General features: G+C 73.7%; 22 protein-coding genes and 3 pseudogenes. 13 read left to right on the top strand and 12 right to left on the bottom strand.

Translation table 11 applies throughout. The annotated features are described in order from the left end of the window. Positions 1–125: 125 nt before the first annotated feature. Positions 126–464 (bottom strand): annotated as a pseudogene (locus IE136_RS35560) (aldo/keto reductase); the annotation flags it as partial. A 1-nt stretch (position 465) separates the two neighbouring features. Here IE136_RS35560 and IE136_RS35555 point away from each other — a divergent pair. Beyond that, a pseudogene (locus IE136_RS35555) lies at positions 466–879 on the top strand (ArsR/SmtB family transcription factor); the annotation flags it as partial. Positions 880–923: 44 nt separating this feature from the next. On the opposite strand, the gene IE136_RS12745 reads toward IE136_RS35555, so the two are convergent. Next, positions 924–1,520 (bottom strand): TetR family transcriptional regulator, encoded by a 597-nt coding sequence (locus IE136_RS12745; RefSeq protein ID WP_229818822.1) that lies wholly within the window; start codon positions 1,518–1,520, stop codon positions 924–926. 109 nt (positions 1,521–1,629) lie between these two features. Between IE136_RS12745 and IE136_RS12740 the strand changes: the two genes are divergently transcribed. Further along, positions 1,630–2,580 carry an oxidoreductase gene (locus tag IE136_RS12740; RefSeq protein ID WP_229818805.1) on the top strand — a complete coding sequence of 317 codons (951 nt, stop codon included), beginning with the start codon at positions 1,630–1,632 and terminating at the stop codon, positions 2,578–2,580. Here the strand turns inward: IE136_RS12740 and IE136_RS12735 are convergent. From IE136_RS12735 to IE136_RS12725, 3 genes are all read right to left on the bottom strand, one after another. Next, the gene (locus tag IE136_RS12735; RefSeq protein ID WP_189600422.1) at positions 2,577–3,119 is read right to left on the bottom strand and encodes a hypothetical protein; all 543 of its coding nucleotides are present in this window, start codon (positions 3,117–3,119) and stop codon (positions 2,577–2,579) included. The two genes, IE136_RS12740 and IE136_RS12735, sit on opposite strands and share 4 nt — an antisense overlap. 109 nt (positions 3,120–3,228) lie before the next feature. After that, on the bottom strand, positions 3,229–3,915 hold the full coding sequence (locus IE136_RS12730; RefSeq protein WP_158984133.1) for a hypothetical protein: 687 nt from the start codon (positions 3,913–3,915) through the stop codon (positions 3,229–3,231). Between the two features lie 125 nt (positions 3,916–4,040). Then, complete coding sequence (locus IE136_RS12725) at positions 4,041–4,964, bottom strand: MBL fold metallo-hydrolase (RefSeq protein WP_189600366.1); 924 nt, start codon at positions 4,962–4,964, stop codon at positions 4,041–4,043. 126 nt (positions 4,965–5,090) lie between these two features. Here IE136_RS12725 and IE136_RS12720 point away from each other — a divergent pair, with 126 nt between their 5' ends. Further along, on the top strand, positions 5,091–6,059 hold the full coding sequence (locus tag IE136_RS12720) for an AraC family transcriptional regulator (RefSeq protein WP_189600365.1): 969 nt from the start codon (positions 5,091–5,093) through the stop codon (positions 6,057–6,059). A gap of 19 nt (positions 6,060–6,078) precedes the next feature. Here the strand turns inward: IE136_RS12720 and IE136_RS12715 are convergent. Next, positions 6,079–6,648 (bottom strand): annotated as a pseudogene (locus IE136_RS12715) (HAD-IA family hydrolase). A gap of 556 nt (positions 6,649–7,204) precedes the next feature. Further along, positions 7,205–8,008 (bottom strand): NPP1 family protein, encoded by an 804-nt coding sequence (locus tag IE136_RS12705; RefSeq protein ID WP_373309054.1) that lies wholly within the window; start codon positions 8,006–8,008, stop codon positions 7,205–7,207. 197 nt (positions 8,009–8,205) lie between these two features. On the opposite strand from IE136_RS12705, the gene IE136_RS12700 reads away from it, so the two are divergent. After that, positions 8,206–8,490, top strand: coding sequence for a hypothetical protein (locus tag IE136_RS12700; protein WP_158984141.1), 285 nt, complete (start codon positions 8,206–8,208; stop codon positions 8,488–8,490). Positions 8,491–8,979: 489 nt separating this feature from the next. Here IE136_RS12700 and IE136_RS12695 read toward each other — a convergent pair whose 3' ends face one another. Then, positions 8,980–10,440 carry an aldehyde dehydrogenase family protein gene (locus IE136_RS12695; RefSeq protein WP_158984143.1) on the bottom strand — a complete coding sequence of 487 codons (1,461 nt, stop codon included), beginning with the start codon at positions 10,438–10,440 and terminating at the stop codon, positions 8,980–8,982. Between the two features lie 162 nt (positions 10,441–10,602). On the opposite strand from IE136_RS12695, the gene IE136_RS12690 reads away from it, so the two are divergent. Together IE136_RS12690 and IE136_RS12685 are read left to right on the top strand one after the other, a co-directional pair. After that, the gene (locus IE136_RS12690; protein ID WP_158984145.1) at positions 10,603–10,785 is read left to right on the top strand and encodes a DUF1272 domain-containing protein; all 183 of its coding nucleotides are present in this window, start codon (positions 10,603–10,605) and stop codon (positions 10,783–10,785) included. 177 nt (positions 10,786–10,962) lie between these two features. Then, the gene (locus tag IE136_RS12685; protein WP_373309056.1) at positions 10,963–11,754 is read left to right on the top strand and encodes a VOC family protein; all 792 of its coding nucleotides are present in this window, start codon (positions 10,963–10,965) and stop codon (positions 11,752–11,754) included. 67 nt (positions 11,755–11,821) lie between these two features. On the opposite strand, the gene IE136_RS12680 is transcribed toward IE136_RS12685, so the two are convergent. Then, positions 11,822–13,948, bottom strand: a complete 2,127-nt coding sequence (locus IE136_RS12680; RefSeq protein WP_229818803.1) for a SpoIIE family protein phosphatase — start codon at positions 13,946–13,948, stop codon at positions 11,822–11,824. A gap of 262 nt (positions 13,949–14,210) precedes the next feature. Here IE136_RS12680 and IE136_RS12675 point away from each other — a divergent pair, with 262 nt between their 5' ends. Next, positions 14,211–14,669 (top strand): SSI family serine proteinase inhibitor, encoded by a 459-nt coding sequence (locus tag IE136_RS12675; RefSeq protein WP_189600362.1) that lies wholly within the window; start codon positions 14,211–14,213, stop codon positions 14,667–14,669. A gap of 97 nt (positions 14,670–14,766) precedes the next feature. On the opposite strand, the gene IE136_RS12670 is transcribed toward IE136_RS12675, so the two are convergent. Further along, on the bottom strand, positions 14,767–15,693 hold the full coding sequence (locus tag IE136_RS12670) for a glutaminase (protein WP_189600361.1): 927 nt from the start codon (positions 15,691–15,693) through the stop codon (positions 14,767–14,769). 76 nt (positions 15,694–15,769) lie between these two features. Here IE136_RS12670 and IE136_RS12665 point away from each other — a divergent pair, with 76 nt between their 5' ends. Further along, on the top strand, positions 15,770–16,453 hold the full coding sequence (locus IE136_RS12665) for a maltokinase N-terminal cap-like domain-containing protein (protein ID WP_158984153.1): 684 nt from the start codon (positions 15,770–15,772) through the stop codon (positions 16,451–16,453). Between the two features lie 379 nt (positions 16,454–16,832). On the opposite strand, the gene fusA is transcribed toward IE136_RS12665, so the two are convergent. Continuing rightward, a complete protein-coding gene (gene fusA, locus IE136_RS12655; RefSeq protein ID WP_158984157.1) occupies positions 16,833–18,977 on the bottom strand; it encodes an elongation factor G in 2,145 nt (714 codons plus the stop codon). A 352-nt stretch (positions 18,978–19,329) separates the two neighbouring features. After that, complete coding sequence (locus tag IE136_RS12650; RefSeq protein ID WP_189600421.1) at positions 19,330–20,361, bottom strand: enoyl-CoA hydratase/isomerase family protein; 1,032 nt, start codon at positions 20,359–20,361, stop codon at positions 19,330–19,332. Between the two features lie 173 nt (positions 20,362–20,534). On the opposite strand from IE136_RS12650, the gene IE136_RS12645 reads away from it, so the two are divergent. The 5 genes from IE136_RS12645 (at position 20,535) to IE136_RS12625 (ending at position 26,233) form a co-directional block, all read left to right on the top strand. Next, entirely contained in the window at positions 20,535–21,563 is a 1,029-nt protein-coding gene (locus IE136_RS12645) for a 3-oxoacyl-ACP synthase III family protein (protein ID WP_158984159.1), read from the top strand. After that, positions 21,560–22,300, top strand: a complete 741-nt coding sequence (locus IE136_RS12640) for a glycosyltransferase family A protein (RefSeq protein ID WP_158984161.1) — start codon at positions 21,560–21,562, stop codon at positions 22,298–22,300. Before IE136_RS12645 ends, IE136_RS12640 begins: the two co-directional genes overlap by 4 nt. Further along, positions 22,300–23,841 carry a class I adenylate-forming enzyme family protein gene (locus IE136_RS12635; protein ID WP_189600359.1) on the top strand — a complete coding sequence of 514 codons (1,542 nt, stop codon included), beginning with the start codon at positions 22,300–22,302 and terminating at the stop codon, positions 23,839–23,841. Before IE136_RS12640 ends, IE136_RS12635 begins: the two co-directional genes overlap by 1 nt. Positions 23,842–24,092: 251 nt before the next feature. Further along, a complete protein-coding gene (locus tag IE136_RS12630) occupies positions 24,093–25,313 on the top strand; it encodes a cytochrome P450 (RefSeq protein ID WP_229818802.1) in 1,221 nt (406 codons plus the stop codon). Then, on the top strand, positions 25,310–26,233 hold the full coding sequence (locus IE136_RS12625) for an NAD-dependent epimerase/dehydratase family protein (RefSeq protein ID WP_189600358.1): 924 nt from the start codon (positions 25,310–25,312) through the stop codon (positions 26,231–26,233). Before IE136_RS12630 ends, IE136_RS12625 begins: the two co-directional genes overlap by 4 nt. Positions 26,234–26,285 lie beyond the last annotated feature (52 nt).

Genomic DNA, 26,285 nt, shown 5'->3' with positions numbered 1-26,285 from the left:
CGCGTATGCGGCGGGGGCGTGGGCCGGCCGCCCCTCGCGTACGTGGTCGTGTGTGCCCTGAACACACTCGCCTGTCGCCGCCCCGGGGTCCAACACCGCGAGGAGCTGTTTTTCGCCGTCCGGCGTCACGTACGGCTCCGGCTCTGGTGGAGGCGGTCAAGGAGCGCCAGTTCGCCCTCCGAGAGGCGGAGTGCGCCGGCGGCCACGTTGGCGGCGAGGTGGTCCGGGTCGCCGGTGCCGGGGATCGCCAGGACGTGCGGCCCTCGGTGCAGCGTCCACGCGAGGCGCACCTGTGCCGCGCTCGCGCCGTGTGCCCGTGCGACGGCCCGTACCTCCTCGTCCTCGACTCCGGTCGGGCCGCTCTCACGCCCGGCGCCGGCGAGGGCGTAGAACGGCACGAACGCGACTCCCTTCTCGCCGCAGGTACGGACGAGCGCGTCCTGCTCGGGCCGTACGCCGATGCCGTCCCGGAGGGCGGCGGGGGCGGGGCTGGTGCTGATTCCCTCGGTCTTCACGGGGCCGGGTCCCTTCACCCGCGTGACGCCGCCCGAGCCTCCGCAGCTGGCGTATCCGGCGCGTGGCACCGGCTCCCTGTGGCAGCCCCGGGGCGCCGCGACCGGGAGCAGGGCGCTGGCTGCCGTACTCGGCCGCTCCCGGACGCTGTTGCTGACGGAGCTGGAGAGTCCGGCCTCCACGACCGGACTCGCCCTGCGAACAGGGCTGTCGACCGCCGGGGTGTCCCAGCACCTGACCGCGCTGCGCGACGCGGGCCTGGTGAGCGCCCATCGAGCCGGCCGCTCGGTGCTGCACGCCCGTACGTCCGTCGCGGAATCCCTCCTCGCCACCTCCCGCGAGGTCGATCCGCGCGGCGCGAGGTGAGGAAGACCGTGAGCGGCAGGGGGCAGGCCGGACTCGGGGCTCAGCTATACGGCGTCCAGCGCGAAGGCGTCCAGTGCCGGCGCGACGACGGTGAAGGCCTGGTCCGTCAGTTCGGCCGGGTTCTGGGCGCCGTCACTTTCGCTCCACCGTTGCAGAACGGTGTTGAAGGCGGTCAGCGCCGTCCCGGCCGCCAACCGCGGGTACAGGTCGGCGAGGGCGTCGAGGCCCAGGCGGTGGGCCAGTTCCGCTGCCAGGTCATTTCGCCACTGCTCCTGGCGTTCCAGGAAGCGTGCCAGGAGGGCGGGCGTACGCAGGATCAGCTGGACGACGGGCAGCGCCCGCTCGGAATGGTCGCCGCACGCGGCGAGGGGGACGGAGACCGCGTGCAACAGGGCGACGGAAGGTCGCTCTCCTGCGGGCCGGGCCGCCAGCTCGGCGTGGATGCCTGCGCCCATGTCGGCCAGGAACTGGACGACCACGTCCTCCTTGGACGCGAAGTACCGGAAGAACGTCCGCTTGGACACGCCCGCGGCGTTCACGATCTCGTCGACGGTGACCGCGTCGAAGCCCCTCAGGGCGAGCAACTGCAGCGCGGACCGCGTCAGTTCGTCGGAGACGAGCTGACGCTTGCGCTGGGCCATGGAGAGGTCCGGTCGGGGTGTGGTCACCCGGTCATGGTAACGCGCCATGCCCCGCGTGACACTTGGATGCGTCTTGACACCAAGTGCCATGAACGGCAACGTCTGCCGCATGACACGACATCAGGATCAGGAGCGGGAGCGGTGGACCGCCGAGCGGATCGCGGACCAGAGCGAGCGGACCTTCGTCGTCACCGGAGCCAACAGCGGCCTGGGACTCGCGACCGCGCGGGCGCTCGCCCGCGCCGGCGGACACGTGGTTCTCGGGGTGCGCGACGAGGAGAAGGGGCGCCGGGCGGCCGCGCGGATCAGCGCCGAGCGGCCGGGCGCGCGTCTTGAGGTACGCCCTCTCGACCTGGCGGACCTCGACTCCGTGCGCGCCTTCGCCGACCGGTTGCGGTCCGACCATCCGCGCCTGGACGTGCTCGTCAACAACGCAGGGGTGATGGCGCCGCCCCGTTCGCTGAGCGCCCAGGGCCATGAGCTGCAGTTCGCGTGCAACCATCTCGGCCACTTCGCGCTGACCGGGCTGCTGCTCGATCGGCTCGCGCTCGGGAGGGATCCCCGTGTGGTCACGGTCAGTTCGACCAACCATCGTCAAGGACGCCTCTTCTTCGAGGACCTCGCCGGCGAGCGCTCGTACGCGCCCATGAAGTTCTACAACCAGTCCAAGTTCGCCAACGCCGTCTTCGGCCGGGAGCTGCACCGGCGGCTGACCGCGGCCGGCAGTCCGGTGCGCAGCCTGCTCGCCCACCCCGGCTACACCGCCACCAACCTCCAGACGAGCGCGCCGACGGGGATGGTGAAGCTGCTGTTCGGCCGCGTCCTCGCCCCCCTCGCCCAGTCAGCGGAGCGGGGCGCGCTGCCCCAGCTGTACGCGGCAACGGCGCCGGACGTGGAGAGCGGGGAGTTCATCGGGCCGGCTGGCCTGGGCGAGCTGCGCGGGTACCCGACGCGGGTGGAGTTGTCGCCTGCGGCCGCCGACGCCGGGACGGGAGACCGTCTGTGGGAGATCTCGGAGCGGCTCACCGATGTACGTTTCCCCTTCACGGACGCCGCCTAGCGGCGCGTCCAGAGGACGAGGTCGCTGCTCGTCGCGACCGCGAGGGTACGACCCGAGGGCGAGAAGCCGGTGGCGCGCAGCTCCGAGTGGGTGGAGTGGAAGATGTGCCACCACCTCTCGCCGTACGGGCCCGAGTGGGGCAGGCCGCCGTCGGTGGAGAGCAGCACCCTGTCGTGGGGCCAGGCGGGGTTGACGACCTCCAGGGTCCACCCGTCGGAGGTCGTGGTGTGCAATCCGCCGCCGTACAGGCCGGCCACATGGATCCGGCTGCCGGCTATCGGTCCCAGACCGGGGCAGGTGAGGTCGGGCGTCATGTCCGGTGTGCCGTCCTCGGGGTCGGGTTCCCGGTCCCGAGCGATTCTCTCCCCGGTGGCCGCGTCGAAGAGTCCGTGCCCGTTGCCGGAGACGGCCAGGACGAGGTCGTCGCCGGTGTCGGGGTGGGTGGCGAACCCGATCCCGAGCAGCCCGCCGACGGCGACGCCACTTCCGAAGACCGGCCGCCAGGGCGCGGGCGCCCGGACGACGGGGGCTTCGAGCATCCGGGCCCGAAGCTCTTCCTGGTACGGGGAGAGGCCGAGGGCGGTCTCGGGCGAGGCGAGGGTCGGCCCACTGTTCGTCTTCGTCACGCGACCATGGTGCACCTGCCGCTCATTCGTGCTCCTCGGCGGTCACCTCGCGGCCCGCTTCGGGCGGGCTCGCTCCGTGAGCCGGGGAGGTCGTCAGGGAGCGGGCTACGGTCTCCGCCGCGGAGCGCACGAGCTCGGCGTGGCGGGCGGGGCACTGGGAGGTGACGACCAGGGCCTGCTTCTCGTCCAGGGCCACCAGGTGGTGCCACTGCCGCCACTCGTCCCCCTCGTGCCGGTAGGCGAGTTCGACGGCCTCGAACGCGGGGTCCGCCCGGTGGTCGACCAGCCTCTGGCCCGGGCCGGCGAGCTGGGGCGGCGGGGGGATCCGTTCGCGGTCCACCGGACCCTGGACGTGGAGGAGAGCGTCGTCGGGGCCCCAGAGGAGAAACGGCGAGAAGTCGTCCGCGGGAGGGGATTCGACGGTGAAGCCCGCGGGCCAGGCCAACGCGTAGGCGGAGGTCTCGATCCGCCAGTGCGGTTCGGCGGGCCCCGGCTGCACGTCGACCACGTCGTCCACGTCACGCGCGTTCGTGAGTTCGACGCGCGGGGGGCCGGTGACCGCGGTGACGCACGCGATGCGGGCGGTCTCCCCCTCCCCCGTGGTCACGCGTACCGCGGGCGGCGTGTCCGACGCCCGCTCGAAGCTGTAGGGCCGCCGAGGGGTCAGCGTCATTCCGAACCCGGCGAGGCGGGCGAGGACATGGCCCACGTCTTCTCCTTCGAGCGAGGTGACGCACGGTACGGGCCGTGCTTCGAGGTGCCGGATGTCTCCGGCACGTGACCGCTCATGATCGCGCATCGCCGGCACCTGACCGCCCCCCGGGCCCGGTGCTCTCAGGGAGTGACGCCGAGCGGGAGCCAGGGGCCCGGGGCCAGAGCGCCGCCGTTCCGGTGGACTTGGACGGCTCCGGTGCCGGCGAAGTGGGCCGGGATGATCAGTTCTCGTTCGGTGGCGGCCCGTCGGAGGACGCGATGGCGGCTGGCGGCCGCCTGTTCCGGGTCCAGGCAGAAGCAGCTGTTGCAGGCGGGGGCGAGGATCTGTACCGGGCTGTGGAGCAGGTCACCCACGAAGACCGCCCGGTCGTCGCCGGAGGCCAGCCGCAGGACGCTGGAGCCGGGCGTGTGGCCGGGGGCGGACTCCAGGGTGAGATGGTCGTCGATGCGGTGCTCACCGTCCCACAGGACGGCCTGCCCGGACCGGTGGACGGGCGCGATGCTGTCGGCGTAGACGAGGTCGTCGTCCGTCGGGCCGCCGTCGCCGGGCGCGCCGGCGCGCGGAGTTCCGAAGTGGAGGTCGTCCGCGGCCGGGATGAGGTACTGGGCGTTCGGGAAGGTCGGGACCCACCGGCCGTCGACATCCATGGTGTTCCAGCCCACATGGTCGGCATGGATGTGTGTGTTGACCACGATGTCGACGTCCTCCGGCGGGACGCCGGCCCGAGCCAGGTGACCAAGGAAGTCGCCCTGCCAATGGTGGAAGTGGGGCATGCCGGGGCGCTCGCGACCGTTGCCGACGCCGGTGTCGATCAGGATCGTGCGTCCGCCGCTGCGCAGCACCCAGGTCTGCAGGGCCATCACGGCGGTGTCGCTGTCCGGGTGCCAGTGGTCGGGGGCGAGCCAGTCCTCGTTGTCCTTCCATACCTCAGCGCGGGATTCGGGGACGAGTTCCCGGGCGGGCGCGAACGACCCCTGCCATTCGAGGACCCGGACGACTTCGACTTCTCCCAGCATCGTGCGCTGGGTGTTCTGGTTCTCCATGAAGTCGACCCTAGGTATGGCGGGTGAGTGTCTCGATGCGCGTACGGCTCACGTGGATGCGCGTACGTCTCACTGGGGCAGCGTCGGAGGCCGCGGTGGCCGGATCGACCGGGGTAACCTGCGCCGATGGATGTCGTGAGCGACGCGATCTCGACCGTGCGCATCGGACGGCCCTCATCCGACAGGTTCAGGATCGGCGGGAGCTGGTGCACGAGGCTGGCCCCGTACGACGGGGCGGGCTTCCATGTGGTCCTCAGGGGCAGTTGCTGGCTGCTGCCGGACGGCGGTTCTCCGGTCACGCTCGGTCCGGGGGACGCGGTCCTGCTGCCCCACGGCGCCGGACATGTGATCGCCGACACGCCCGTCGATGCGGCGGCCGTCGCGCGGGCGGTGCCGTTCGACCGATGGGCCGAGAGTCCCCGGTCGCGGCCCCCGCACGCGCCTGCGGCGCGCGATGAGGTGGAGGTGCTGTGCGGGAAGTACCGCCTCGACAGCCGTCGCGTGCACCCGCTCCTCGCCGAACTTCCGGCAGTCGTCCACCTGCCGGCCCGCGTCGGCGGCGGAGAGCTGCGCGCCGCCATCGAGCTGCTCGGCAGCGAGCTCGACGCGCATCGGCCCGGGACGGCCGTCGCGCTCCCCCACCTCCTGGACCTCCTCCTCGTCTACATGCTCCGGTCCTGGATCGACCGGAACGCCGCGGGAAGCGCCGGCACCTGGCCGGCCGCCCTCAGCGACCCCGTCACGGCGACCGCCCTGCGGGCTCTGCACGCCGACCCGGCCGCGCCCTGGACCAACGACCGTCTCGCCGCCACGGCGGGCGTCTCCCGACCCACCCTCGCCCGGCGCTTCACCGCCCTGACCGGCCGTCCGCCCATGACATACCTCACCTGGTGGCGCCTGACCCTCGCCGCCACCTTCCTCCGCACCACCGAGGACACCCTCGCCACCGTCGCTCACCGCGTGGGCTACGCCGGCCCGTACGCCCTCTCCCACGCCTTCAGCCGGGAGTTCGGCACCACACCGGGCCGCTACCGCGCCCAGACGACCACGTCGTCGACGACCTCGTCGACGACGGTTTCGGCATCGAGGGGGTGAGGTGAATACGGGCCGGGGCTCAGAGACGGCCTTCCAGGTGGCGCTCGATACGTCGGACGGTCTCGGCGTTGCCTTCGAAGAGGTGGCCCTGCATGCCCATCCCGCGTGCCGCCTCGACGTTGACCCTCGGCGTCGTCGATGAAGAGGCAGTCCTCCGGGCGGACGCCAAGGCGGTCGCACGTGAGGTGGAACGCTCGCGGGTCGGGCTTGTTGATCCCGATCTCGTGGGAGTGGACGATGTGTTCGACGAGTTCGTCGAAGTGGTACGACGCCGTCTCCCGCTCACGGGCTCCGCCGAAGCTGTTGCTCGGAATGCCGGGCGTGCATCGCCGGCGCAGTCCGCGCACATAGCCGATGAGTTCGTCGTTGGGGGTTCCGAGGTGTTCGTGCCACAGGTCGGCCATGAAGGCGTCGACCTGCGACGCGTCGAGGCCGAGGTCGGTCGCGACGCGCGCTCGGACCTCGTCCTCGCCGATGCCGCCGCGACACTTCCGGCCCGCCAGATATCTCCCGACCGCGCGTGGACGGTTCCCGGTGGGAGCGTGAGGTGCCGTTCCCAGCGTGGCACCCATCCCGTCTCGGGTGTCATCTCCAGTACGCCACCTATGTCGAGAACGACGCAGGGCAGAGCCACAGGACTTACCTCTCTCACGTGATCAGTGTCGGCACTGTCCGTCGCCGCCCCCGGGTCGGGTCAAGTGATCTCGGAGAAGGTGTCGATCCGGTCACGCTCCGGGCGGGAGACGTGCCGCACCGGCGTGCGCGGCGTTGATCCGGGCGTGAGCTGCCTCGACGGAACCCAAGGTCACACCCATCCCGCGGCCCTCCTCGGCGCCTACTGGCTGGAACCCGCCCGAGACGATCACGGCACCTGTCCGCGGTGCCCGGGCCGGGGACGAGCGGGGTCGGGCCGGTTCCTGTCCGTGGTGCGTCTCGTGATGGCCGGACTGGCGGCCGTCACGGTCCTCGCCGCCCTGGCCGCGGCCCTCGCGGGCGCACCCCGCTGACCCGGCCGGCCCCGCGTGACCGCGGAAGCTCGGTTACGGGGGTGGTTCGGGTCGGCGAATTCCTGGGCGTACGCGGTGGTGCGCGGGGTGGTCCGGCCTTCGGTCCCTCGCTACGAGGGTTCGAAGGCCGGGCGTGCGTCAGGCGTGGGGGTCGAAGGGGATGCCGGCGGGCTTGGCCTTCTCGAGGTGGGAGGCGAAGTTGCCGTCCTTGAGACCGAAGACGGCGCTGCCGAAGTCCGCTCGGGTCAGCTTGTCGCGGATGCCGGCGGGGTAGCCGTTCCAGCCGACGAGTGCGGGGAACTGCCACTGGTGGTCGTGGTTCTCCGGCGGCTCGTCGTTGGAGTTGGCGGGGCGGAAGCAGTGCGTGCTCAAGCCGTCCTTGTGATAGACGATCTTGGGGTGCGTCCCGTCCCAGCGGATCCGGTCGCGGCCGTGGACGTCGAACTTGCCGTGGGCGGACGTGGAGACGTACCGCGCCTCGTTGTTCTGGACCCAGACCACGACGTGTTCCCAGTCGTGACGGTGGCCGCCGAGCCCGCTGCCGGCCAGCGCCTGGTCCTTCTCGAAGTAGAGGCCGTAGAGGATCGCGCACCAGCCGTTGTTGCACTTGTAGCGCGCGTAGCCGTTGGTGTTGTCCAGGTCCCATGAGTCGCGGCACTGCCCGTTGAGGGCGCCGGACGGTTTGAGGCCGGTGTTGACGGTGCCGTCCGGGCCGATGGCGGGCGTGGGGTAGCAGCCGTCCGTGTCGTAGTCGTAGGCGGGCTGGAAAGTCCGTTCAAGCCCGTCGGCGAGGGCGGGCAACGCCGTCGGCGGCGCGGCGAGCGCGCTGCCCGGAAGGGCGACGACCAGCACGATGCTGCCGACGGTGACGATCGAGGCCCTGAACGAGGCCCTGAGAGAGGCACTGAGCGGAGCCCTGCGGATCCGCGAACTCGTCTTCAACTGCGTCCTCCTGGGTGACCGTGCGTGGGAGGTGGGAGCGCGATGACATGGGCATGCCCAGATCGGCTCCGTCGAACCTCGCCCGTACGGCCCGGGCGGGATGCCGTCGGCAGGTCGGCGTGGTCTGCTGGGCTCGACCGACGGGCCGTCACACGTGGCGGTGGAGGGGGAACCGGACTCAACAGCAGGGAGACGCCGTGGCGATCTTCGTCCAGGCCGAGCTCGAAGGCGTGACGACCGCGCAGTACGACGCACTCAACGCCAGGCTCCAGCAGCTACCCGGCAACCCCTTCGAGGGTTGTCTGTCCCATGCGGCCGTCCCGACCGGCTCGGGCCTGCGGATCTTCGACCTGTGGGAGTCCGAGGAGCACATGCGGCGCTTCGCCGACACCGTGATGCCGCTCGCCGCGGAGGTCGGCTTCCCGGAGGGACCGATGCCGAAGATGTCCCAGGTGCACAACTTCTTCGTGCCGGGCGCCTGATCGCCCGCCGTGCCGCGCACGCCTGATCGCCCCGCCTCGCCGGGTCGGGAGCGTGTCCTGAACTCCGCACCTCCGTCGCCGACGTCGACCGTCCGGGCGTACGGATCGGCGTGAAGCGTGGGTCCGCCTACGGCCTCTTCCTCTCCCGCACCTGCGGCACGCGACGGTCGTGCGCGGGGACGAAGGGGCCGACACGTTCCTCGCCGAGAGTTTGGAGGTCGCGGCCGGATCCGGCAGCCGATGCCCGAGTTCGTCGCGGCCCATCCCGAACTCCGGCTGATCGACGAGCGGTTCATGGAGGTCCGGCAGGCGGTGGGGACGACGCGGTCGCGGCGGCCCGAGACCGTCGCGTTCCTGCGCGACGTCGTCGAGGAGCTGAAGTCCGACGGTTTCGTCGCCGATGCGCTGCGGCGCGCGGACCAGTCCCCCACCCTGGTCGCTCCGCCCCGGGGGCCCCTGCCGTGGCCACGGAGAGGCGTGGGCCCCCGGTCAGAAGGGGAAGCGGGCCCGCTGCGTGGCGATCGTCACCCAACGGGTGTGGGAGAAGGCCTCGATGCCCCAACGCCCGCCGAAGCGGCCGTAGCCGGACCCCTTCACGCCGCCGAAGGGGGCGTGGGGCTCGTCGGCGACGGACTGGTTGTTGATGTGGACGATGCCGGAGTGGACCCGGCGGGCGACCGCGAGGCCGTGGGTGGCGTTCTCCGTGATGATGCCGCAGGTGAGGCCGCTCTCCGTGTCGTTGACCAGGGTGACGGCGGCCTCGTCGTCACCGAAGGTGTCGATCACGCAGACCGGTCCGAACGCCTCGGCGTAGTGGAGCTCCATCTCCGCGGTGACACCACTGAGCACGGTGGCCGGGTGCACCGCGCCCTTCGGAGATCCGCCGCCCACCAGCACGGTGGCGCCCGCGTCGACCGCGTCCCGCACGAGGGAGGCGACCCGCTGGGCGGCCTCGGCGCTCACCAAAGGGCCGATCACGGTGTGCGGGTGGCCCGGGTCGCCGGCCGGGAGCGAGGCCACCTTGGCGGTGAACTTCCGCGTGAACGTGTCGGCGAGGGACTCGTGGACGAGGATCCGGTCGCCCGACATACAGATCTGGCCGGAGTTCATGAAGACCCCGAACGTGGCGGCGTCGACGGCGTAGTCCACGTCGGCGTCGTCGAGGACCACCACGGCGTTCTTTCCGCCCAGTTCCAGGACGGCGGGCTTGAGGTGCCGCGCCGCCAGCGCTCCGACGACCCGGCCGACCCGGGTGGATCCGGTGAAGTTGACGGCGGCCACCCGTGGATGGGTGACGAGGGCCTCCGCGGTCCCGGCCGCGTCCTCCACCGCGTTGGTCACCACGTTCAGGACCCCGGCGGGCAGCCCGGCCTCGCGCAGGACGTCGGCGACGAACAGTCCGGCGGCGATCGGCGCGTTCTCGCTCGGCTTGGCCACGACCGTGTCGCCCGCGGCGAGGGGCGAGGCCACGGCTCGGACGCCGAGGATGAGCGGCGCGTTCCAGGGCGCGAAGGCGGCGACGACACCCAGCGGTTCGCTGACCGCGAGGCCGAGCGCGCCTTCCTCCTGAGCGGTGAGCACCGAGCCGCGCGGTGCGGTGACCGCCGCGGCGGCCTCGCGCAGGATGTTCGCGGCGAGCGACACGTTGAAGAGGGACCAGGCACGGGTGGCCCCCGTCTCACGGGCCATGACGGCGACGGCCTGCTCGGCCCGGGAGTCGAGGAGGTCGGCGGCCCTGAGGAAGACCTCCCGGCGGGCGAACGGGGCGAAGGCGGCCCATGCGGGGAAGGCCTCGTCGGCGGCCTCGACCGCCCGGGCGACGTCCTCGGGGCCGGCGGCGGCCACGCGCGCGTACACCTCGCCGGTGAAGGGGTCGACGTCCTCGGCGGTTCGCCCCGAGGCCGCGGGTACGTTCCGGCCGCCGATCAGCAGCTCACGGGTGACGGTCATGATGCGGTTCCTCGGCTACGGGCGCCGGCACGACCGGACCCGATCGTGTTGATCTTTGGCTCTGCGCGCGCTGGTGGAGGGGAGAGGGCCGACGGGAGGCTGGGCGGGAGGCCGGCCGGTGGCCCGTGCCCGTGGATCCTGGACACAAGGTGAGGAAGACGGATGGCTCTGGAGATGCGTGATCGCTGCGAGCGCTGCGAGACCGCGGCCCTGCCGCAGGACGGACCGGCCCGCATCTGTTCGTACGAGTGCACGTTCTGTGTGCCCTGCGGTGAGTCCCTGCGGGACATCTGCCCCAACTGCGGCGGCGAGCTGGTCCCGAGGCCGCGTCGTGAGCGAGCATGACGTCTCCTTGTCGTGGCGACCGTTCCATCCTGACCCGCGCGCGCTCCGTCCGCCGCCCGGCGCATGGGCGCCCCTGGGATGGGAACAGGCAGAGCACGATCCCGGGGCCCGAGATCGACGACGGCGGACCGCGGTACGGACCGCGACAAGGCGGACAGCGGTAAGGAGGCAGCCGTGGTGCTGGTGGCAGCGGATGTGCTGGGAGCGCCGTGCTGGCTGAGTCTCGTGGCGCGCGATCTCGCGGCGGCGCAGCGCTTCTACGGCTCGGTGCTCGGCTGGACGTTCCGGCCGGGCGGATTCGGGCGGGCCTTCTCCGTCGCCGAACGGAACGGGGTGCCCGTCGCGGGCATCGGCGCGGTCGCAGGGGAGCTGGCCGTGCCGGTGGCCTGGACGGCGTACTTCGCCGTCGGGGACGCGGATCAGGCGGTGGCCGGGGTTCGGGAGCGCGGAGGGACGGTCGGCGTGGGGCCGGTCTCGTACCCTCCCCGAGGCCGCGCCGCCCTGGTCGCCGACCGGGAGGGGGCCACGTTCGGCATCTGGGAGGGCGGGGTGCTCTCCGAGTGGAGCGTCGGCGAGGGGAAGGCGCCCGCGTGGCTGGAACTGCACACCCGTAACGCATTCGACGCCGCCGTCTTCTACGGCGAGGTGCTGGAGTGGGACACCGACGGCGGGAGCTGCTGCGAGGTCTCCTACGAGGACGATCAGGTCGTCCTGCGGCGCGCGGGCGAGCCGGTGGCACGGCTGAACAGCGGGCCTGTGGAGGAGGCGGCGTCGAAGCCGCAGCTGCGGCCCCGCTGGCTGGTCCACTTCAAGGTCCGCGACCTCGAGGCGGCCACGGCGCTGGCCGTCGAGAACGGCGGCCACACCGTGCCGGAACCCGAGTGGGGCGGCGGCCGCCACCGCCAGGTCACCCTGCGGGATCCGGAGGGCGCGCTGTTCACCCTGGACGAGTCCCCCGACGCCGTCTGACGGCCGTCGTCGAGCCGAGCGGCAGCACACGGCGGGGAGAAGGGGGCCGGCAGGCGGGAGAGGGCTGTCAGGAGGGGCCGGAGGCGGCCTTCAGGACGAGGACGGCGATGTCGTCCGTCCGCAGCCGGGCCGGCCGCGCCTTGCGCAGCAGGGAGTCGATGAGGAGGCTCAGGTCCCGGTCGTCGGCCTCGGCGAGATGGCGCGCCAGGTCGGACACGGAGTCGTCGTAGTCGGTGCCGGGTGTCTCGACGAGCCCGTCGGTGTAGAGCAGGAGCATCAGTCCGGGGGTGAGGTCGGTCTCGGTGACGGGGTACTCGGCGTCCGGGTCGATGCCGAGCAGGGGCCCCGGGGTGACGTCGAGGGGTGCGGTGCGGCCGTCGCGCTGGCGTACGAGCGGCGGCGGGTGGCCCGCGCTCGCGAGGGTCACCCGCCGGTGGGCGATGTCCAGGCGGACGTAGAGGCAGCTGGTGAACAGGCCGGGATCGAGGTCCGAGACGAGCCGGTTGGCCGCGGCGAGCACTCTGTCCGGGGGCGTGGCGAGGGTCGCGTGGGCGTGGACGGCTGTGCGGACCTGGCCCATCAGTGCGGCGGCGGCCACGTTGTGCCCCTGGACGTCGCCGATCACGGCCGCGGCACCGGTGTCCCCGAGCCGGATCAGGTCGTAGAAGTCGCCGCCGATGTCCATGCCGGCGGTGGCGGGCAGATAGCGGGCGGCGACGTCGAGGCCGGCGACGGCCGGGAGGCTGTGCGGCAGCAGTGCCTGCTGGAGCCCGTGGGCGAGCAGGTGCTTGGTGTCGTACAGACGGGCCCGGTCGAGGGCCTGCGCGACGAGACCGGCGAGCGACGTCATGACCGCGCGTTCCTCGGCCGAAAAGTTACGAGGCCGTTCGTAGGACAGGACGCAGCAGCCGACCGGCCGGCCGGAGATGATCAGCGGCAGGAACGCCCATGCCTGCTTTCCGCTGACCAGCGGGGCCTCGGGGTAGATGCGCCGCATCTCCTCCGGATCGCCGAAGAAGGAAGGGATGCCGCTGCTGAGCGCCTGCCCGGCGGGGGTGAAGGTGGTGTCGAGCGGCAGTCCGTCGAAGCGCTCGATCACCTCGGCGGGGTAGCCGCGGTGGCCGGTGATCCGCAGCCTGCCGGAGTCGACCATGGAGAGGACCAGGCCATGGGCGCCGAAGGCGGGCATGATCTGGTCGGCGACCAGGTCGACGACGTCCTGTACGCCGACGACCTCGGTGAGCCCGGCCGCCAGATGCATGAGCTGGTAGAGCTGCCCCGCGCGGGCCGGCGTGGTGGTGCTGCCCGGCGCTCTGCGGGGCGCCGGGGCCGGCGGAGGCAGCGCGCCGGTGGGCACGATGCGGACGCTGATGCCGCTGGCGTCCGGGTAGAGATGGAATTCCAGCCACTGGTCCGGCGGGCGGCAGGCCGTGAAGGAGACGGGCTCACGGCTGAGCACGGCCGCGCGGTAGCGGTCCTCGTACGTGGGGTCGTCGAGCCAGGGCAGGGACTGCCACGGCAGGGTTCCGAGCAGGCGGCCCGCGTCCCGTCCCAGCAGCTCCGCGCCGCCGGAGGTCAGGTAGGTGATGCGCCCCTCCAGGTCCAGGGAGCAGCAGCCGCCCGGCAGACGCTCGGCGAAGTCGGCGGCGGCCCCGGCCGGGCCGGCCTGCCGGTCGCCGGTGGCGGGGGGAAGGACCCGGGGCCGGTCCGCGGTGACCAGGGGCCGGCCGGCCTCGGCGGCCTCCTCCAGGAGCCGGGCCAGTCGCCGGCAGCAGGCGGCGACGTGGCCGTGCTCGCGCCGGGTCATGCGAGAGGGCCGCGTGGCGGGCCACATCAGCAGCAGCGACCCCCAGCACCGGTTGCCGACGACGGGTGCGGCGGCGAGCGCGAGCGGGTAGGGAAGCGCGACGGCCGTACGGGGGTACGAACGGGCCATCTCTTCCTGGCTGCCCACCCAGATCAGGCGCTCGTCGCGGACGGCTTCGGCCACCGGGGCCGGCGCGGCGAGCGGCACCCTCGACCACGGTGCGGCGACATCCGCCGGCGCCCCGTACAGCGCCTCGAGCAGCAGCACGGGCTCGTCCGGTGCCAGGAGGTAGACGGCGCCGATGGAGGCGCCGGTCCGCCGCACGGTCTCCGCGAGCGCGGCGTCCAGCTCGTCGGCGCCCTCGCCCGGACGGGCCGTGCTGGTCACGAGGCACCTCCAGCCGTCAGAGCCCCTCTGCTCCGCTCCGCCCTCACGGACCGGCGTGGCCCGGGCGGAACCATGAGCCCCATTATCCGCGCCGTGGCTCGCGGGCGCCTCGGAGAGTGCGCGGACGTCCCGTGATCTCCGGTGGAGGTCCCCCGGGTCCGCGTGCGTTCGGGGGATGTCAGGGTGACGTTCCGCGCTGTGCCGCGTTGGTCTGTCGGCCGGCTCCGCCTGCCCGCGCCCTCCTCTCCGAACGGATCGCTCCATGCTCTGTCGTCGTCCCGCCCGCGCCACCGCCCTCACCACGGCGCTCGTCACAGCGCTCAGCGCCGCCGTTCTCTGCGGGACGGCGACAGCCGCGCCATCGGTGCCCGGCGACCGGACGGACCGGGGCGACCGTCTGACGGTGATGGTCTCGGAGTCCGGAGATCCGGCCCGTGACGGCACGTACGAGCTGTACTGCCACCCCGCCGACGGAGATCACCCCCAAGCGCGGGCGGCCTGCGAGAGGCTCGACGCGCTGACCGTCTGGGGCGGCCCCGGCCCCTTCGCGCCCGTGCCCGAAGACGCGCTGTGCACGATGCAGCACGGCGGTCCCGCCGTCGCGCACGTCGAGGGGACCTGGGCCGGGCGGCCGGTGAACGCGGACTTCACGCGGGAGAACGGGTGCGAGATCGGGCGGTGGGACGCGCTGGTTCCGTTCCTTCCGGCCGCGGACCGCTGAACGCGGTGCGCGGTGACGGCTGAACGCGGCGCGCGGTGGCGGCTGAACGCGGTGCGCGGCTGAACGCCGTTCAGGGTTCGTCGGGGGGGCCGTCGGTTCAGAAGACGGAGAGGCCGGTGATCGTGGTGAAGCGGTCCAGGGCCGCGACGCCCGCGACCGAGTTGCCGCGCTCGTCCAGACCGGGGCTCCAGACGCAGAGGGTGCAGCGGCCCGGGACGACGGCGATGATGCCGCCGCCGACCCCGCTCTTGCCGGGCAGCCCCACGCGGTAGGCGAAGTCGCCGGCCGCGTCGTACGTCCCGCAGGTGAGCATGACCGCGTTGATCTGCTTGGCCTGGCTCCGGGTGAGCAGCCGTGAGCCGTCGGCCCGTATGCCGTGGCGGGCGAGGAACCCGGTGGCGAGCGCGAGATCGGCGCAGGACGCCTCGACCGAGCACTGCCGGAAGTACTCGCGCAGAAGGGTCGGCACGGGGGTGGAGATGTTCCGGTACGAGGCCATGAAGTGGGCCAGCGCGGCGTTGCGGTCCCCGTGCGCGGTCTCCGACGCGGCCACGTCCCGGTCGAAGTCGAGGTCCGGGTTGCCGCTCTCGGCCCGGAGCAGGTCGAGCAGTGTGCCCGAGGCGTCCCCGGTCAGGCCGTGCAGCCGGTCCGTGACGACCAGCGCGCCGGCGTTGATGAACGGGTTGCGGGGGATGCCGTTCTCGTACTCCAGCTGCACCAGCGAGTTGAACGGGTTGCCCGACGGCTCCCGTCCGACGTGTTCCCAGAGCGTGTCGCCCTCGCGGGCAAGGGCGAGGGCGAGGGTGAACACCTTGGTGACGGACTGGGTGGAGAAGGGCTGCTGCCACTCCCCCACGCCGTAGACGGTGCCGTCGAGTTCGGCGACGGCCATGCCGAAGCGGCCCGGGTCGCCTGCGGCGAGCGCCGGGATGTAGTCGGCGGGCCGGCCCCGGCCGACGAGGTCCCCGATCTCCTCGGCGATGCGCTCGAGGACGGGTTGGAACGACAGCAGCATGATCCTCATTGTGCCGTTCGGTGCCGCGCGCCCCTCCCCCGGGCCCGGGTGGGAACCGAACACGGGTGAGGGAAGTTGGGCAGGCATGGCTGTCATTCACCGCACCACCATGAACCCCGGCAAGCTGGACCTTCTCACCTCCTGGCTCCCCTCCCGGCCTTGGTACGTCCCCACGGAGCGGGGGCCGGAGCTCGCCAAGGCCGGAGGCTTCCGGCTCGACGACCCCCAAGGAGAGGTGGGCATGGAGTTCATGGTGGTCACGGACGGCCCGGGTGACGACGCCGTCGCTTACCACCTGCCGCTCAGTTACCGAGGGGCGCCGCTCGCCGGTGCGGAGCACGCCCTGGTCGGCACCTCCGAACACGGTGTGCTGGGACGGCGGTGGGTGTACGACGGGACCCACGACCCGGTGCTCGTGGCGCAGCTGCTCGCGCTGGTCGAGGGACGTGCCGAGCCGCAGGCGCAGAGTGAGTCCGGTACGCCCGACCCGACCGTCACCCGCCATTTCAGCGGCCGCGGAGGCCTGAGCGCGCCGGCGACCGTCGCGGAAGGGCCGGACGCGACCGACCTGCTCGTGGACGCGACGGGCGGCCCGGAGTCGGCGGCGTCCCCGCTCACCCTCACGGTGACGCGGGTCCTGCGCGCGGACGGGTCCGAAGCCGACGGCGTGTCCGCCGGGGCTCTGGGAGGGGTCGTCGCGGGCTGGCGCACTCCGGAGGGCCGGGAGCGGCGCGGCGCCTTCGCGGTGCTCAGCGAGAGGGTCCGCTGACGCGCCGTCGTTCCCTCGGTCCGGGACGGGGTCCCGGGTATTCACGACGGCGCGCCGCGTCCCGCGTACACCGCGGCGACCGGCCCAGGACCGGCTGCACGCCGCCCAGCGCGCCCTGGCGCCGCAGGGCCTGGACGGCGTACGTGGAACAGCCCGGTGTGCGAGGGGCAGCGCGGTCGACGGGCCGGGCTGATCTCGGCCCGGTAGCGCTGCACGGCCGCGTGCGGTGTGCCTGCCGCACGGCCCCGGCGGCCGGTCGGCCGCCGGGGCCTGACCGGGCGTCCGGCGGTGCGGCCGGGACGGGCCCGCCCCGGAGGTGGGGCGGGCCCGTCGTCGTACCGCTTCCGTCGCTACCGGGCCGGTCGTACGGAGGCCGTCGCTACCGGGTCGGCGTTCCTCCGGTCGCGCCGGCCGGTGCGGGGGCGTAACCGGCGGGCCGGGTCGTGAAGGTGCCGCGGCCCTGGGTGCGACCGCGCAGCCGGGACGCGTAGCCGAAGAGTTCGGCCAGCGGCACGGTCGCGGTGATCACCGCCGTACCGGCCCGGGAGGTCGAGCCGTGAACCCGGCCACGACGGGCCGCCAGGTCGCCGAGCACACCGCCCACGGCGCTGTCGGGCACCGTGACCGTGATCTCGACGACCGGTTCGAGCAGCGTCATCGCACTGGCACGCAGCGCCTCGCGCAGCGCGGAGCGGCCCGCCGTACGGAACGCCATCTCCGAGGAGTCCTTGGAGTGGGTGGCTCCGTCGGTGAGCGTCACCCGCACGCCCGTCACCGGGTGGCCGCCGAGCGGGCCCTCCGCCAGGGCGTCCCGGCAGCCGGCCTCCACCGCTCGGACGTACTCCTGCGGCACGCGGCCGCCGGTGACGGTGGAGGAGAAGGCGAACTCCCCGTCCCCGCCCATGGCCGCGCCGGTGCCGAGTGGTCCGACGCCGAGTGGCTCGACGTCGATCACGACATGGGCGAACTGGCCCGCGCCGCCGTCCTGTTTGACGTGCCGGTGGATATGACCGGACACGCCGCGGACGACCGTCTCGCGGTAGGCCACCTGCGGTCTGCCGACACCGATGTCCAGACCCTGGGCCCGGCGGATCTTCTCCACCGCGACCTCCAGGTGCAGTTCGCCCATCCCCGACAGCACCGTCTGACCGGTTTCGGGGTCGGTACGGACCGCGAGGGAGGGGTCCTCCTCGACGAGTCGTGCCAGCGCCGACGCCAGCCGGTCGCTGTCCAGGCTTCTGCGGGCCTCGACCGCGACGGAGACCACCGGGGTGGCCGCCGCGGGCGGTTCGAGCAGCAGGGGCGCCGAGGGCACGCACAGCGTGGCGCCGGGGCGGGCGGTCTTCGGTCCGACCACGGCGACGATGTCCCCGGCCCGTGCCCGGTCCACCTCGGTGTTCCGGTCGGCCCGCACCCGCAGGATGCGGCCGATCCGCTCGGTGCGCCGTGCGGCCACGTCGAGCACGACGTCTCCCTTCTCGATCGTTCCGGAGTACACCCGGAGATAGGTGAGTCGTCCGGTGGCGGTGGAGTGCACCTTGAAGGCCAGGGCGGCGAACGGCGCTTCCGGGTCGGCGGCCCGTTCCCGCTCCTCACCGTCCTCGGTGCCGCGCACGGGGGGTGCGTCGAGCGGCGAGGGCAGGTACGAGACGACGGCGTCGAGCAGCGGCTCCATCCCCCGGTCGCGGTAGGCGGATCCGCACAGCACGACCACACCGTCACCACTGCGGGTCAGATCGCGCAGCGCCGCGGTCAGCGTGCGCTCCCCCAGGGCCGGCGAGCCGTCGGGGTCCCGGGACCCGTCGGAGGCCGGCCGGGCGCAGAACTCCTCCAGGGCGCGCGGATGGAGTTCGGCGACGGCCTCCTCCAGGGCTCGGCGGCGCCGTCGTGCCTCCTCGCGCAGGGCCTGAGGCACCGGCACGTCGGTGAACGTGTCGTGACCGGCGGCCCAGATCAGGGCGCGCATACGGACCAGGTCCACCACTCCGGTGAAGCCGTCCTCCTGACCGATCGGCAGCTGGACGACGAGCGGGGCGGTGTGCAGCCGGTCCCTGATCGATGCCACGGCGGTGTCGAGGTCGGCGCCGGCGCGGTCCATCTTGTTGACGAAGGCGATCCGCGGGACCCGGTGCCGGTCGGCCTGCCGCCAGACCGTCTCGCTCTGCGGCTCGACACCCGCGACCGCGTCGAACACCGCGACGGCGCCGTCGAGGACACGGAGCGAGCGCTCCACCTCGTCGGAGAAGTCGACGTGGCCGGGGGTGTCGATCAGGTTGATCCGGTGACCGTCCCAGTCACAGCTGACCGCCGCCGCGAAGATGGTGATCCCGCGGTCACGTTCCTGTGGGTCGAAGTCCGTGACGGTCGTACCGTCGTGGACCTCGCCGCGTTTGTGGGTGGCGCCGGTGAGGTACAGCATCCGCTCGGTCACGGTGGTCTTGCCCGCGTCCACGTGGGCGAGGATGCCGAGGTTACGGACGCGGTCGAGCGGGGTGGTCGGGGGAAGCTGGAGGTGGGTACGCACGGCCCAGGGCCTTTCGACGTGTACGGGAGAGGGCGGCGCGATTTCCGGACGCGGCGCCCCGCCGGCACATCGGGCGGGCAGGGGTCAGGAATGCGTCACGGGCATCCGATGGCGGCCGCGCAGCCGGCATCGGGCGGCGCGGGACATCAGGATCACGTCGAACCGGGACCGGGGGGACCGGGGAGCGACGACAGCGGTACGGCAACGCACGGTCGGGCTCCCCCCTCGTCGGTCGGTCAGTCGGTCGATCGGCGCGCCGGAACGTCGTCGGCGCGCGCGGCGAGTCTAGGGAGCCCTGTCGGGATCGCGACACCGATTTACCGCGCCTCGGACCGGGTGAAGGGGGCCGGACTCAGGACCTGAAGGGCTCCGCGGTGGCGGGCGCGGCGAAGTACCGGGTGACGGCGTCGGCCGTCACCTCGGGGAGCGTGGCCGGGGACCAATGGGGAGTGCGGTCCTTGTCGACGACCTGGGCGCGGATGCCCTCGACGAGGTCGGCGGAGGAGAGCGCGGCGCAGGAGAGCCGGAACTCCATGTTCAGGACGGTCTCCAGGGAGTCGAGGAGCCGGGCGCGCCGGATCGCGGCCAGGGTGACCTTCAGCGCGGTGGGCGATTTGGCCAGGAGGGTGGTGGCGGCCTCCTTGGCCTCGGGCACACCGGAGTCGAGGAGCCGGTCGACGATGTCCTCGACCGTGTCCGCCGTGTAGCAGGCGTCGATCCACGCGCGCCGCGCGGCCAGGTCGCCGGCCGGGGCCGGCCGCGCGAAGCGGGGCAGCACCTCGCGCGCGGGCGCCCGGGTCAGCTCCAGGGCCAGGCGCGGCAGGTCCTCGGAGGGGACGAAGTGGTCGGCGAGGCCGGTCAGCAGGGCGTCGGCGGCGCCCACCCCTTCGCCGGTGAGGGCCAGATGAGTACCCAGTTCGCCTGGGGCCCTGCCCAGGAGGTACGTACCGCCGACGTCGGGGACGAAGCCGATCCCCGTCTCGGGCATCGCCACGCGGGAGCGCTCGGTGACGATCCGGACGGAGCCGTGGGCCGAGACGCCGACACCGCCACCCATGACGATCCCGTCCATGAAGGCCACGTACGGCTTGGGGTAGCGGGCGATCCTGGCGTTGAGGCGGTACTCGTCGCGCCAGAAGTCGACGGAGGCGGTGCGGCCGGCCCGGGCGTCGTCGTGGATGGCCCGGATGTCACCGCCGGCGCACAGCCCGCGCTCACCCGCGCCCTCGAGGACGACGGTCTCGACGGCGGGATCGTCCGCCCACGCGGTCAGCGCCTCGTCGATGCGGCGCACCATGGCATGGGTGAGGGCGTTGATGGCCTTCGGCCGGTTCAGGGTGACGAAGCCCGCTCGCCCATCGGTGCGCAGCAGCACATCCTGCATCGGTCGCATGTCCCCGTCACTTCCGTCCGGAACGATCTCCCGACCACCGTAGCGTCTCTCCGGCGGCCCCCCCGGCGCCGGCCGGCGAGCAGGCGCGCACGGGGGCTTTCGCTCAGTGCGGCTGAGTACCGGCGCTCAGGCCCTGAGCCCTGTCCGACCGTAGTCTCCCAGCCATGAAGAGTCAGAACGCCGTCGTCGACGGCTCCGTGCGCGTCGGGATCACCGGGGTGGGCGCCTGCCTGCCGGAGCGGGTCATGGGCTCGGAGCGGCTGCGTCAGCGGGTGTCCGAGGCCGGCGGGTTCGCGCTGCCGGCCGGAGTGTTCGAGCGGGCCACCGGCATCCTCACCCGCCGGATCGCCCGGCCGGACCAGTACGCCTCCACCCTGGCGGTGGGCGCCGCGCGCGGCGCGCTGGCACGGGCCGGCGCCGACCCGCTGGACATCGACCTTCTCGTGTTCGCCTCCGCGTCGCGCGACATGGTCGAACCGGCCACCGCGCACATCGTCCAGGCCGAACTGGGTTCCAGGGCGCACGCCCTGGACGTGACGAACGCCTGCAACAGCTTCGTCAACGGCATGGATCTCGCCCGCTCCGTGATCCTCGCGGGGCGCGCCCGGCGGGCCCTCGTCGTCACCGGGGAGACGCCGAGCCGGGCCGTGCGGCACGATCCCGCCGATCTGGCCCAGTTCCGGGACGGCTTCGCCGGCTACACCTTCGGGGACGCGGGGGCGGCGGTCGTCCTTGCAGAGGTGGACCGCGGCGGGATCCTCGACGTGGACAGCCAGACGCACTCCGAGCACTGGAGCGTCGGGGGGATATCCGGCGGCGGCTCGCGTCACCCCCGCGGCGACGAGCACACCTACTTCCACGGCGACGGCGGCGAGTTGCGCGAGGTGTTCGAGAAGGTAGGCACCTCGGTCCTCGACCGGGTGCGGCACCGCACGGGGCTCGACTGGACCGACTTCCGGTACGTCCTGGTGCACCAGGTCACCGTGCCGTACCTGGAACGGTTCGTGGAGATCACCGGCGTGCCCGAGGACCGGCTGGTCGTCACCGTCCCCGAGCTCGGCAATGTCGCCAGCGCCAGCCTGGGCGTACAACTCGACCGCATACATGACACGTTGGACTCCGGCGACCGGGTGCTGTTCGTCGGCCTCGGCGGCGGTGTCAGCATCATGACGATGGTCTGGGAGAAGGCATGAGCGCGCTGTGGGTGGTGGTGCCGGCCCACCAGGAGGCCGCGCGGATCGGCGACACCCTGGAGGCGCTCGCCGCGCAGCGGGACCGTGACTTCCACCTCGTCGTGGTGGACAACGCGTCGGAGGACGACACCGCCGGAATCGCCCGCGCGTTCGCGGAGCGCGCTCCGTTCCCGGTGCATGTGCTCGACGAGCGGGACAAGGGGGTGGGGTGCGCAGTCGACACCGGCTTCCGGTACGCGATCGGGCGCGGGGCCACGCTGCTCGCCCGCACCGACGCCGACTGTCTGCCGCGCCCTGGCTGGACGGCGGCGGCCCGCGCCGCGCTGCACGGCGGGGCGGGCCTCGTGTGCGGGCGGATCGACGCCCGCCGCGACGAGCACGGCCCGCTCGGCCGCGCCGTGTTCCGTACGCTCGTCGCCACCGCCGCGTTCTTCGGGCGGATCCGCCCCGCGCACCGGCGTCGGCACGGTTACCTCGCTCCGTACCGGATGCACGCGGGCAACAACATGGCGATCACGGCCCGTCTGTACGAGGCGGTCGGCGGGATGCCCCGCCGCCCCTCCCCCACCGACCGGCTCTTCCTGAACCGGGTGCGGCGCCACACCACCGCCATCACGCACGCGCGGGACATGGTCGTGGAGAACTCGACCCGGCGCCTGCGCGCCTACGGAATCGTCGGAACCGCCCGCTGGTACCTCGACAAGGGCCCGGGGCGTCACGGGGAGGACCCGCGCTGATGCTCGACGCTCTCGCCCACACCCTGCGGTCGATCCCCGGCCGCCCCGCCGTCCTCGGCACCACCCGCACCGGCGCCGTACGTACCAGGGCGACCTGCGGCGAACTCGCGGATCTCGCCGACCGGTACGCGGTCGCCCTGCACGCGCGCGGCGTCGAGCGCGGTGCCACGGTCGGGGTCGCGGTCCGGCCGGGGCCGCGGGCGCTGGCCGTGATGCTGGCCGCGCACCGGCTCGGTGTGCGGGTCGCGGTCCTCGACCCCGGGGCGGGCCCCGATGTGCTGCGCGCCCGGCTCGCGCTGGCGCGCCCGGACCTCGTCCTGGCCGACGCCGCGGCACAGGCGGTCGCCGGCTGGGCCCGGCCGCTCGCTCGCCGGGTCCGCCTCGCGCTGCCGGACCTCGGGGAACTGGGCGGCCCGGTGGCCACGGTGGGGCGGAGGCTGCCCGGTTCCGCGCCCGCGCTGGAGGCCGGGGCGAGGACGAGGTCCTTGTCCGGGGGCGGCCGCGGGGCTGGGCTCGCGTCCGGAGCCTTGGGGCTGCCGCGTCCGGTGGACGAGGACGGCGACGCGGTCATCGTCTTCACCTCGGGCACCACCTCGCTGCCGCGTGCCGTGGTCCACACCCGGTCCTCGCTCGCCGCCGGCATGGCCACAGTGACGGATCTGGTGCGGCCCGAGCCGGGACGACCGGTCCTCGGCGGGACGTTCTTCGTCCTCGTCCCCTCCCTGGCGAGCGGCGCGCCGGTCGCGTTGCCCGCCCGCTCGCCCCGCGTCCTGGCGAGGCAGATGCGCCGGCTTTCCCCTCAAGCCACGTATCTGACACCACCTCACCTCCGTGCGGCGCTGGCCGAGAACGCCCGGTTCACCGGGCGCGTGTGGACCGGCTCCGCCCCGGCGAGCGCCGGCCTGCTCACCCGGGTCAAGGAGGCGGGAGCGGACGAGGCGTGGGGGGTGTACGCGCTCACCGAACTGTTCCCCGCCGCCGCCGTCGAACAGGCGGACAAGGCCGCCTTCGCCTCGGACGGCGACCTGGTCGGCGCGCCCCTGCCCGGCGTCGAGGCCAAGACCGGGCCGGCGGGCCAACTGCTGCTGTCGGGCCCGGCGGTCCGGGACCGCTACCTCGGAGAGGCGGCCGATCCCTGGGTCGACACCGGCGACCGGGCGCGCCTGGAGAACGGGCGGATCGTGCTCGAGGGACGCTGCAAGGACATGGTGCTCAGGCGGGCGGAGAACATCTACCCGGGTCTGTACGAACCCGCCCTGCACGTGGCCGGCGTCGAACTGGCGCTGCTGGTGGGGGTTCCCGCGGGGGACGGTGACGAACGGCTGGTCGCCGTCGTCCAGCCGCGCCGGGGAGCGGACCGCGCCCGGGTGCGCGCAGCGCTCGCCGCACCGCTGGAGCGCATGGGCGGCGCCCGGCCGGACGCGCTGCTGTTCGCCGACATCCCGCTCTCGGGCCGCTCGCTGAAGCCGGATCGCGCGGCCACGGCGGCCCTGGCGGCCGTGCGGCTAACGGCGGAGCGGGCGGGAGGCCGGGGCCGATGACCTCTGATCCGAGTACGGCTCCGCGCTTGCCTTCGAGCACAGCGTCGCCGGCAGCGGTGCCGCCTGCCGGCGCCGACGCCACCACCGGCTGCCCCGCGGAACGACCCGGGGCGGGATCCGGGGCGGGAACCACGACGCCCGCGGCGGGAACCGGGCCGGGATCCAGGCCGGGAACCGGGGCGGGTTCGGCGTCCGTGGGCGGCTGTGGCTCCGCCTCCGCGAGAGCCCTCTCTCCCCGCCCCGCGGAGCCCGTGACCGATGAAGTGACGGAGGAGCCGACGCCTGTGCCGGTGCCCGGCCCGCTGCCCGTGCGTCCGATGACGCCCGCCGTCCGTGCGGCACGCCGCCGGGACCGGCGCGTGTACACGCGGTCGCATCCGCTGCTGTTCGCGCTGCTCGCCGCGGTGCGCCGTCGGCCCGTGGTCCGCATCGGGCGCACGGTGCTGGTGAGCGGCTCCGAGCCGTACCGCCGGGCGCTCACCCGCATCCCCCTGGACCGGACCGCCGCCGGGACCACCGGGGGCGCGGCTCGCGAACTGGGCGGTGGCGGCATGCTGTTCGACCAGGACGGAGCCGGTCACCGTGAGAGCCGGCGGGCCGTCGCGGGAGACCTGGGCGCCGCCGGGGTGACGCGGCTGCGTCCGGTCTGGCGGTCGGTGCTCGCCCGGGGGCTCGCGCCGCTCGGCGAGGGCCGTGCCGTCGATCTCGTACCGCTTGCGCGGGAGTTGGCGGGGGAGACCGTGTGCGCGTTGCTGGACACGACGGCCGATCCGGTCGCCGTCGCACGGGCGGCCGGCGATGCGGCGGCGGCCGCCGTCCGGGACCATCTGCCCGGCCCCCGCCCGCCCGGCTCCGCGCGGCACGCTGCCGAGGCCACGGCCCGGCTGGAGGCCCTGCTCGCAGGCGGGGAGACCGGCGCGAGCGGTGAGGAGGCGGGGCTGCGGGCCATGCTCGTCGTCGCCGCGGTCAACACGACGGTCGCCGCGCTGCCGCGCGCCGCGGCCTGGTGCGCGGACGCCGGGTGGTGGGAGCAGGCCGAGGACGAACGCCTGCGGCCGTCCCTCGTCTCGGAACTGTTCCGGGTCACCGCGCCCTCGCCGCTGCTGCCACGCGTGGCCGCCGCCGACTCCGGGCTCGGCGGCTGCCGGGTGCGGGCGGGTGACCGGTTGTTGCTGGTGGCACGCCACGCCGTGGGGGCGTACCGCGATGCGCCGGACGCCCGGCGTCCGGCGCCGCCCTCGGTCGCCCACCTCGTCTTCGGAGCGGGTCCGCACGCCTGCCCCGGCGCGGCGCTGGCGCGCGCGCAACTGGACGACGTGCTCGCCGCACTCGCCCCGTACCGCCCGGTCGTGGTCCGGGCCCGCGTGGACCGGCGGGCGGCGCTGCCGGGCTGGCGCAGCCTGACACTCCGCGCGGCCGCCGACCGGACGGGCGCCGATGACGGATCCGGATACGGACGGAGAGGTGCATGAGGACCATCGCCGTGACCGGCGCCAGTGGCTTCTGCGGCTCCCATGTCGCCGCGCTCGCCGCGGCGCGCGGCGCGCAGGTGCTGTGCGTGGGGCGCCGGCCCGGGCCGGTGGGCCGGCACATCCCCTGGGACGCCGGGAGCGCCGTGCCGGAGCTGGCGGGCGCCGACCTCGTCGTGCACTGCGCGGCGGCCGTCGGCGATCCGGTCCCCGGGTCACCGGCCGAGGCCACGATGCGGGCCGTGAACGTCGACGGCACCGCACGGTTGCTGAAGGCGGCCGCGGGCCGCCCGGTCGTCTGGGTGAGCAGCGCGAGTGTGTACGCCCCCGGCCCCGGCCGCGCCCGGATCACCGAGGAGCATCCGGTGCGCGGGCAGTTGAACGCCTACGGCCGTACGAAGGCGGCGGGCGAGGCGCTCGCGCTCGCGGCCGGGGCGGTGGTGATCCGCCCCCGCGCGGTCTACGGGCCCGGCGATCCGCACCTGGTGCCCCGGCTGCTGGCGCGGGTCCGCGGGGGCGTGTTGCTGCTGCCGGGCCGTGACGTCCGGCTGAGCCTGACCGCCGTGGAGAACCTGGCGGACGCCTGCCTGGCGGCCGGGGGCTGGCCGCCAGGGGCGTACAACATCGCCGACCCGGTGCCGTACCAGCGTGACGAGGCGGTACGGACGGTTCTGCGGGCCCATGGGGTGCGGGCGCGGCTCGGCCACCTCCCCCTGTCCGTGGCGCGGACCGCCGCCGTGGCGACGGAGGCCCTGTCCCGCCTACGGCCGTACGCCGAGCCGCCGCTGACCCGGTACGCCGTCGACCAGCTCGCCCACACCGTCGTCCTCGACGTGTCCAGGGCGCAGGCCCAGGGGTGGACGGCGCACCGCACCCTCGCCGACTACGCGGCGGCGACAGCAGAGGCGGCGGCGAGGGCGTGACCGGCGGGCGGTGCTCCGGCGCTCGGCGCGCACCGGGCCGTGTACGAGCCGT

This window comes from Streptomyces lateritius, from assembly GCF_014649715.1.
Lineage (GTDB): Bacteria > Actinomycetota > Actinomycetes > Streptomycetales > Streptomycetaceae > Streptomyces > Streptomyces lateritius.
Note: the sequence above shows the minus strand (reverse complement) of the source record. Positions and strands in the feature narration are given on the sequence as shown.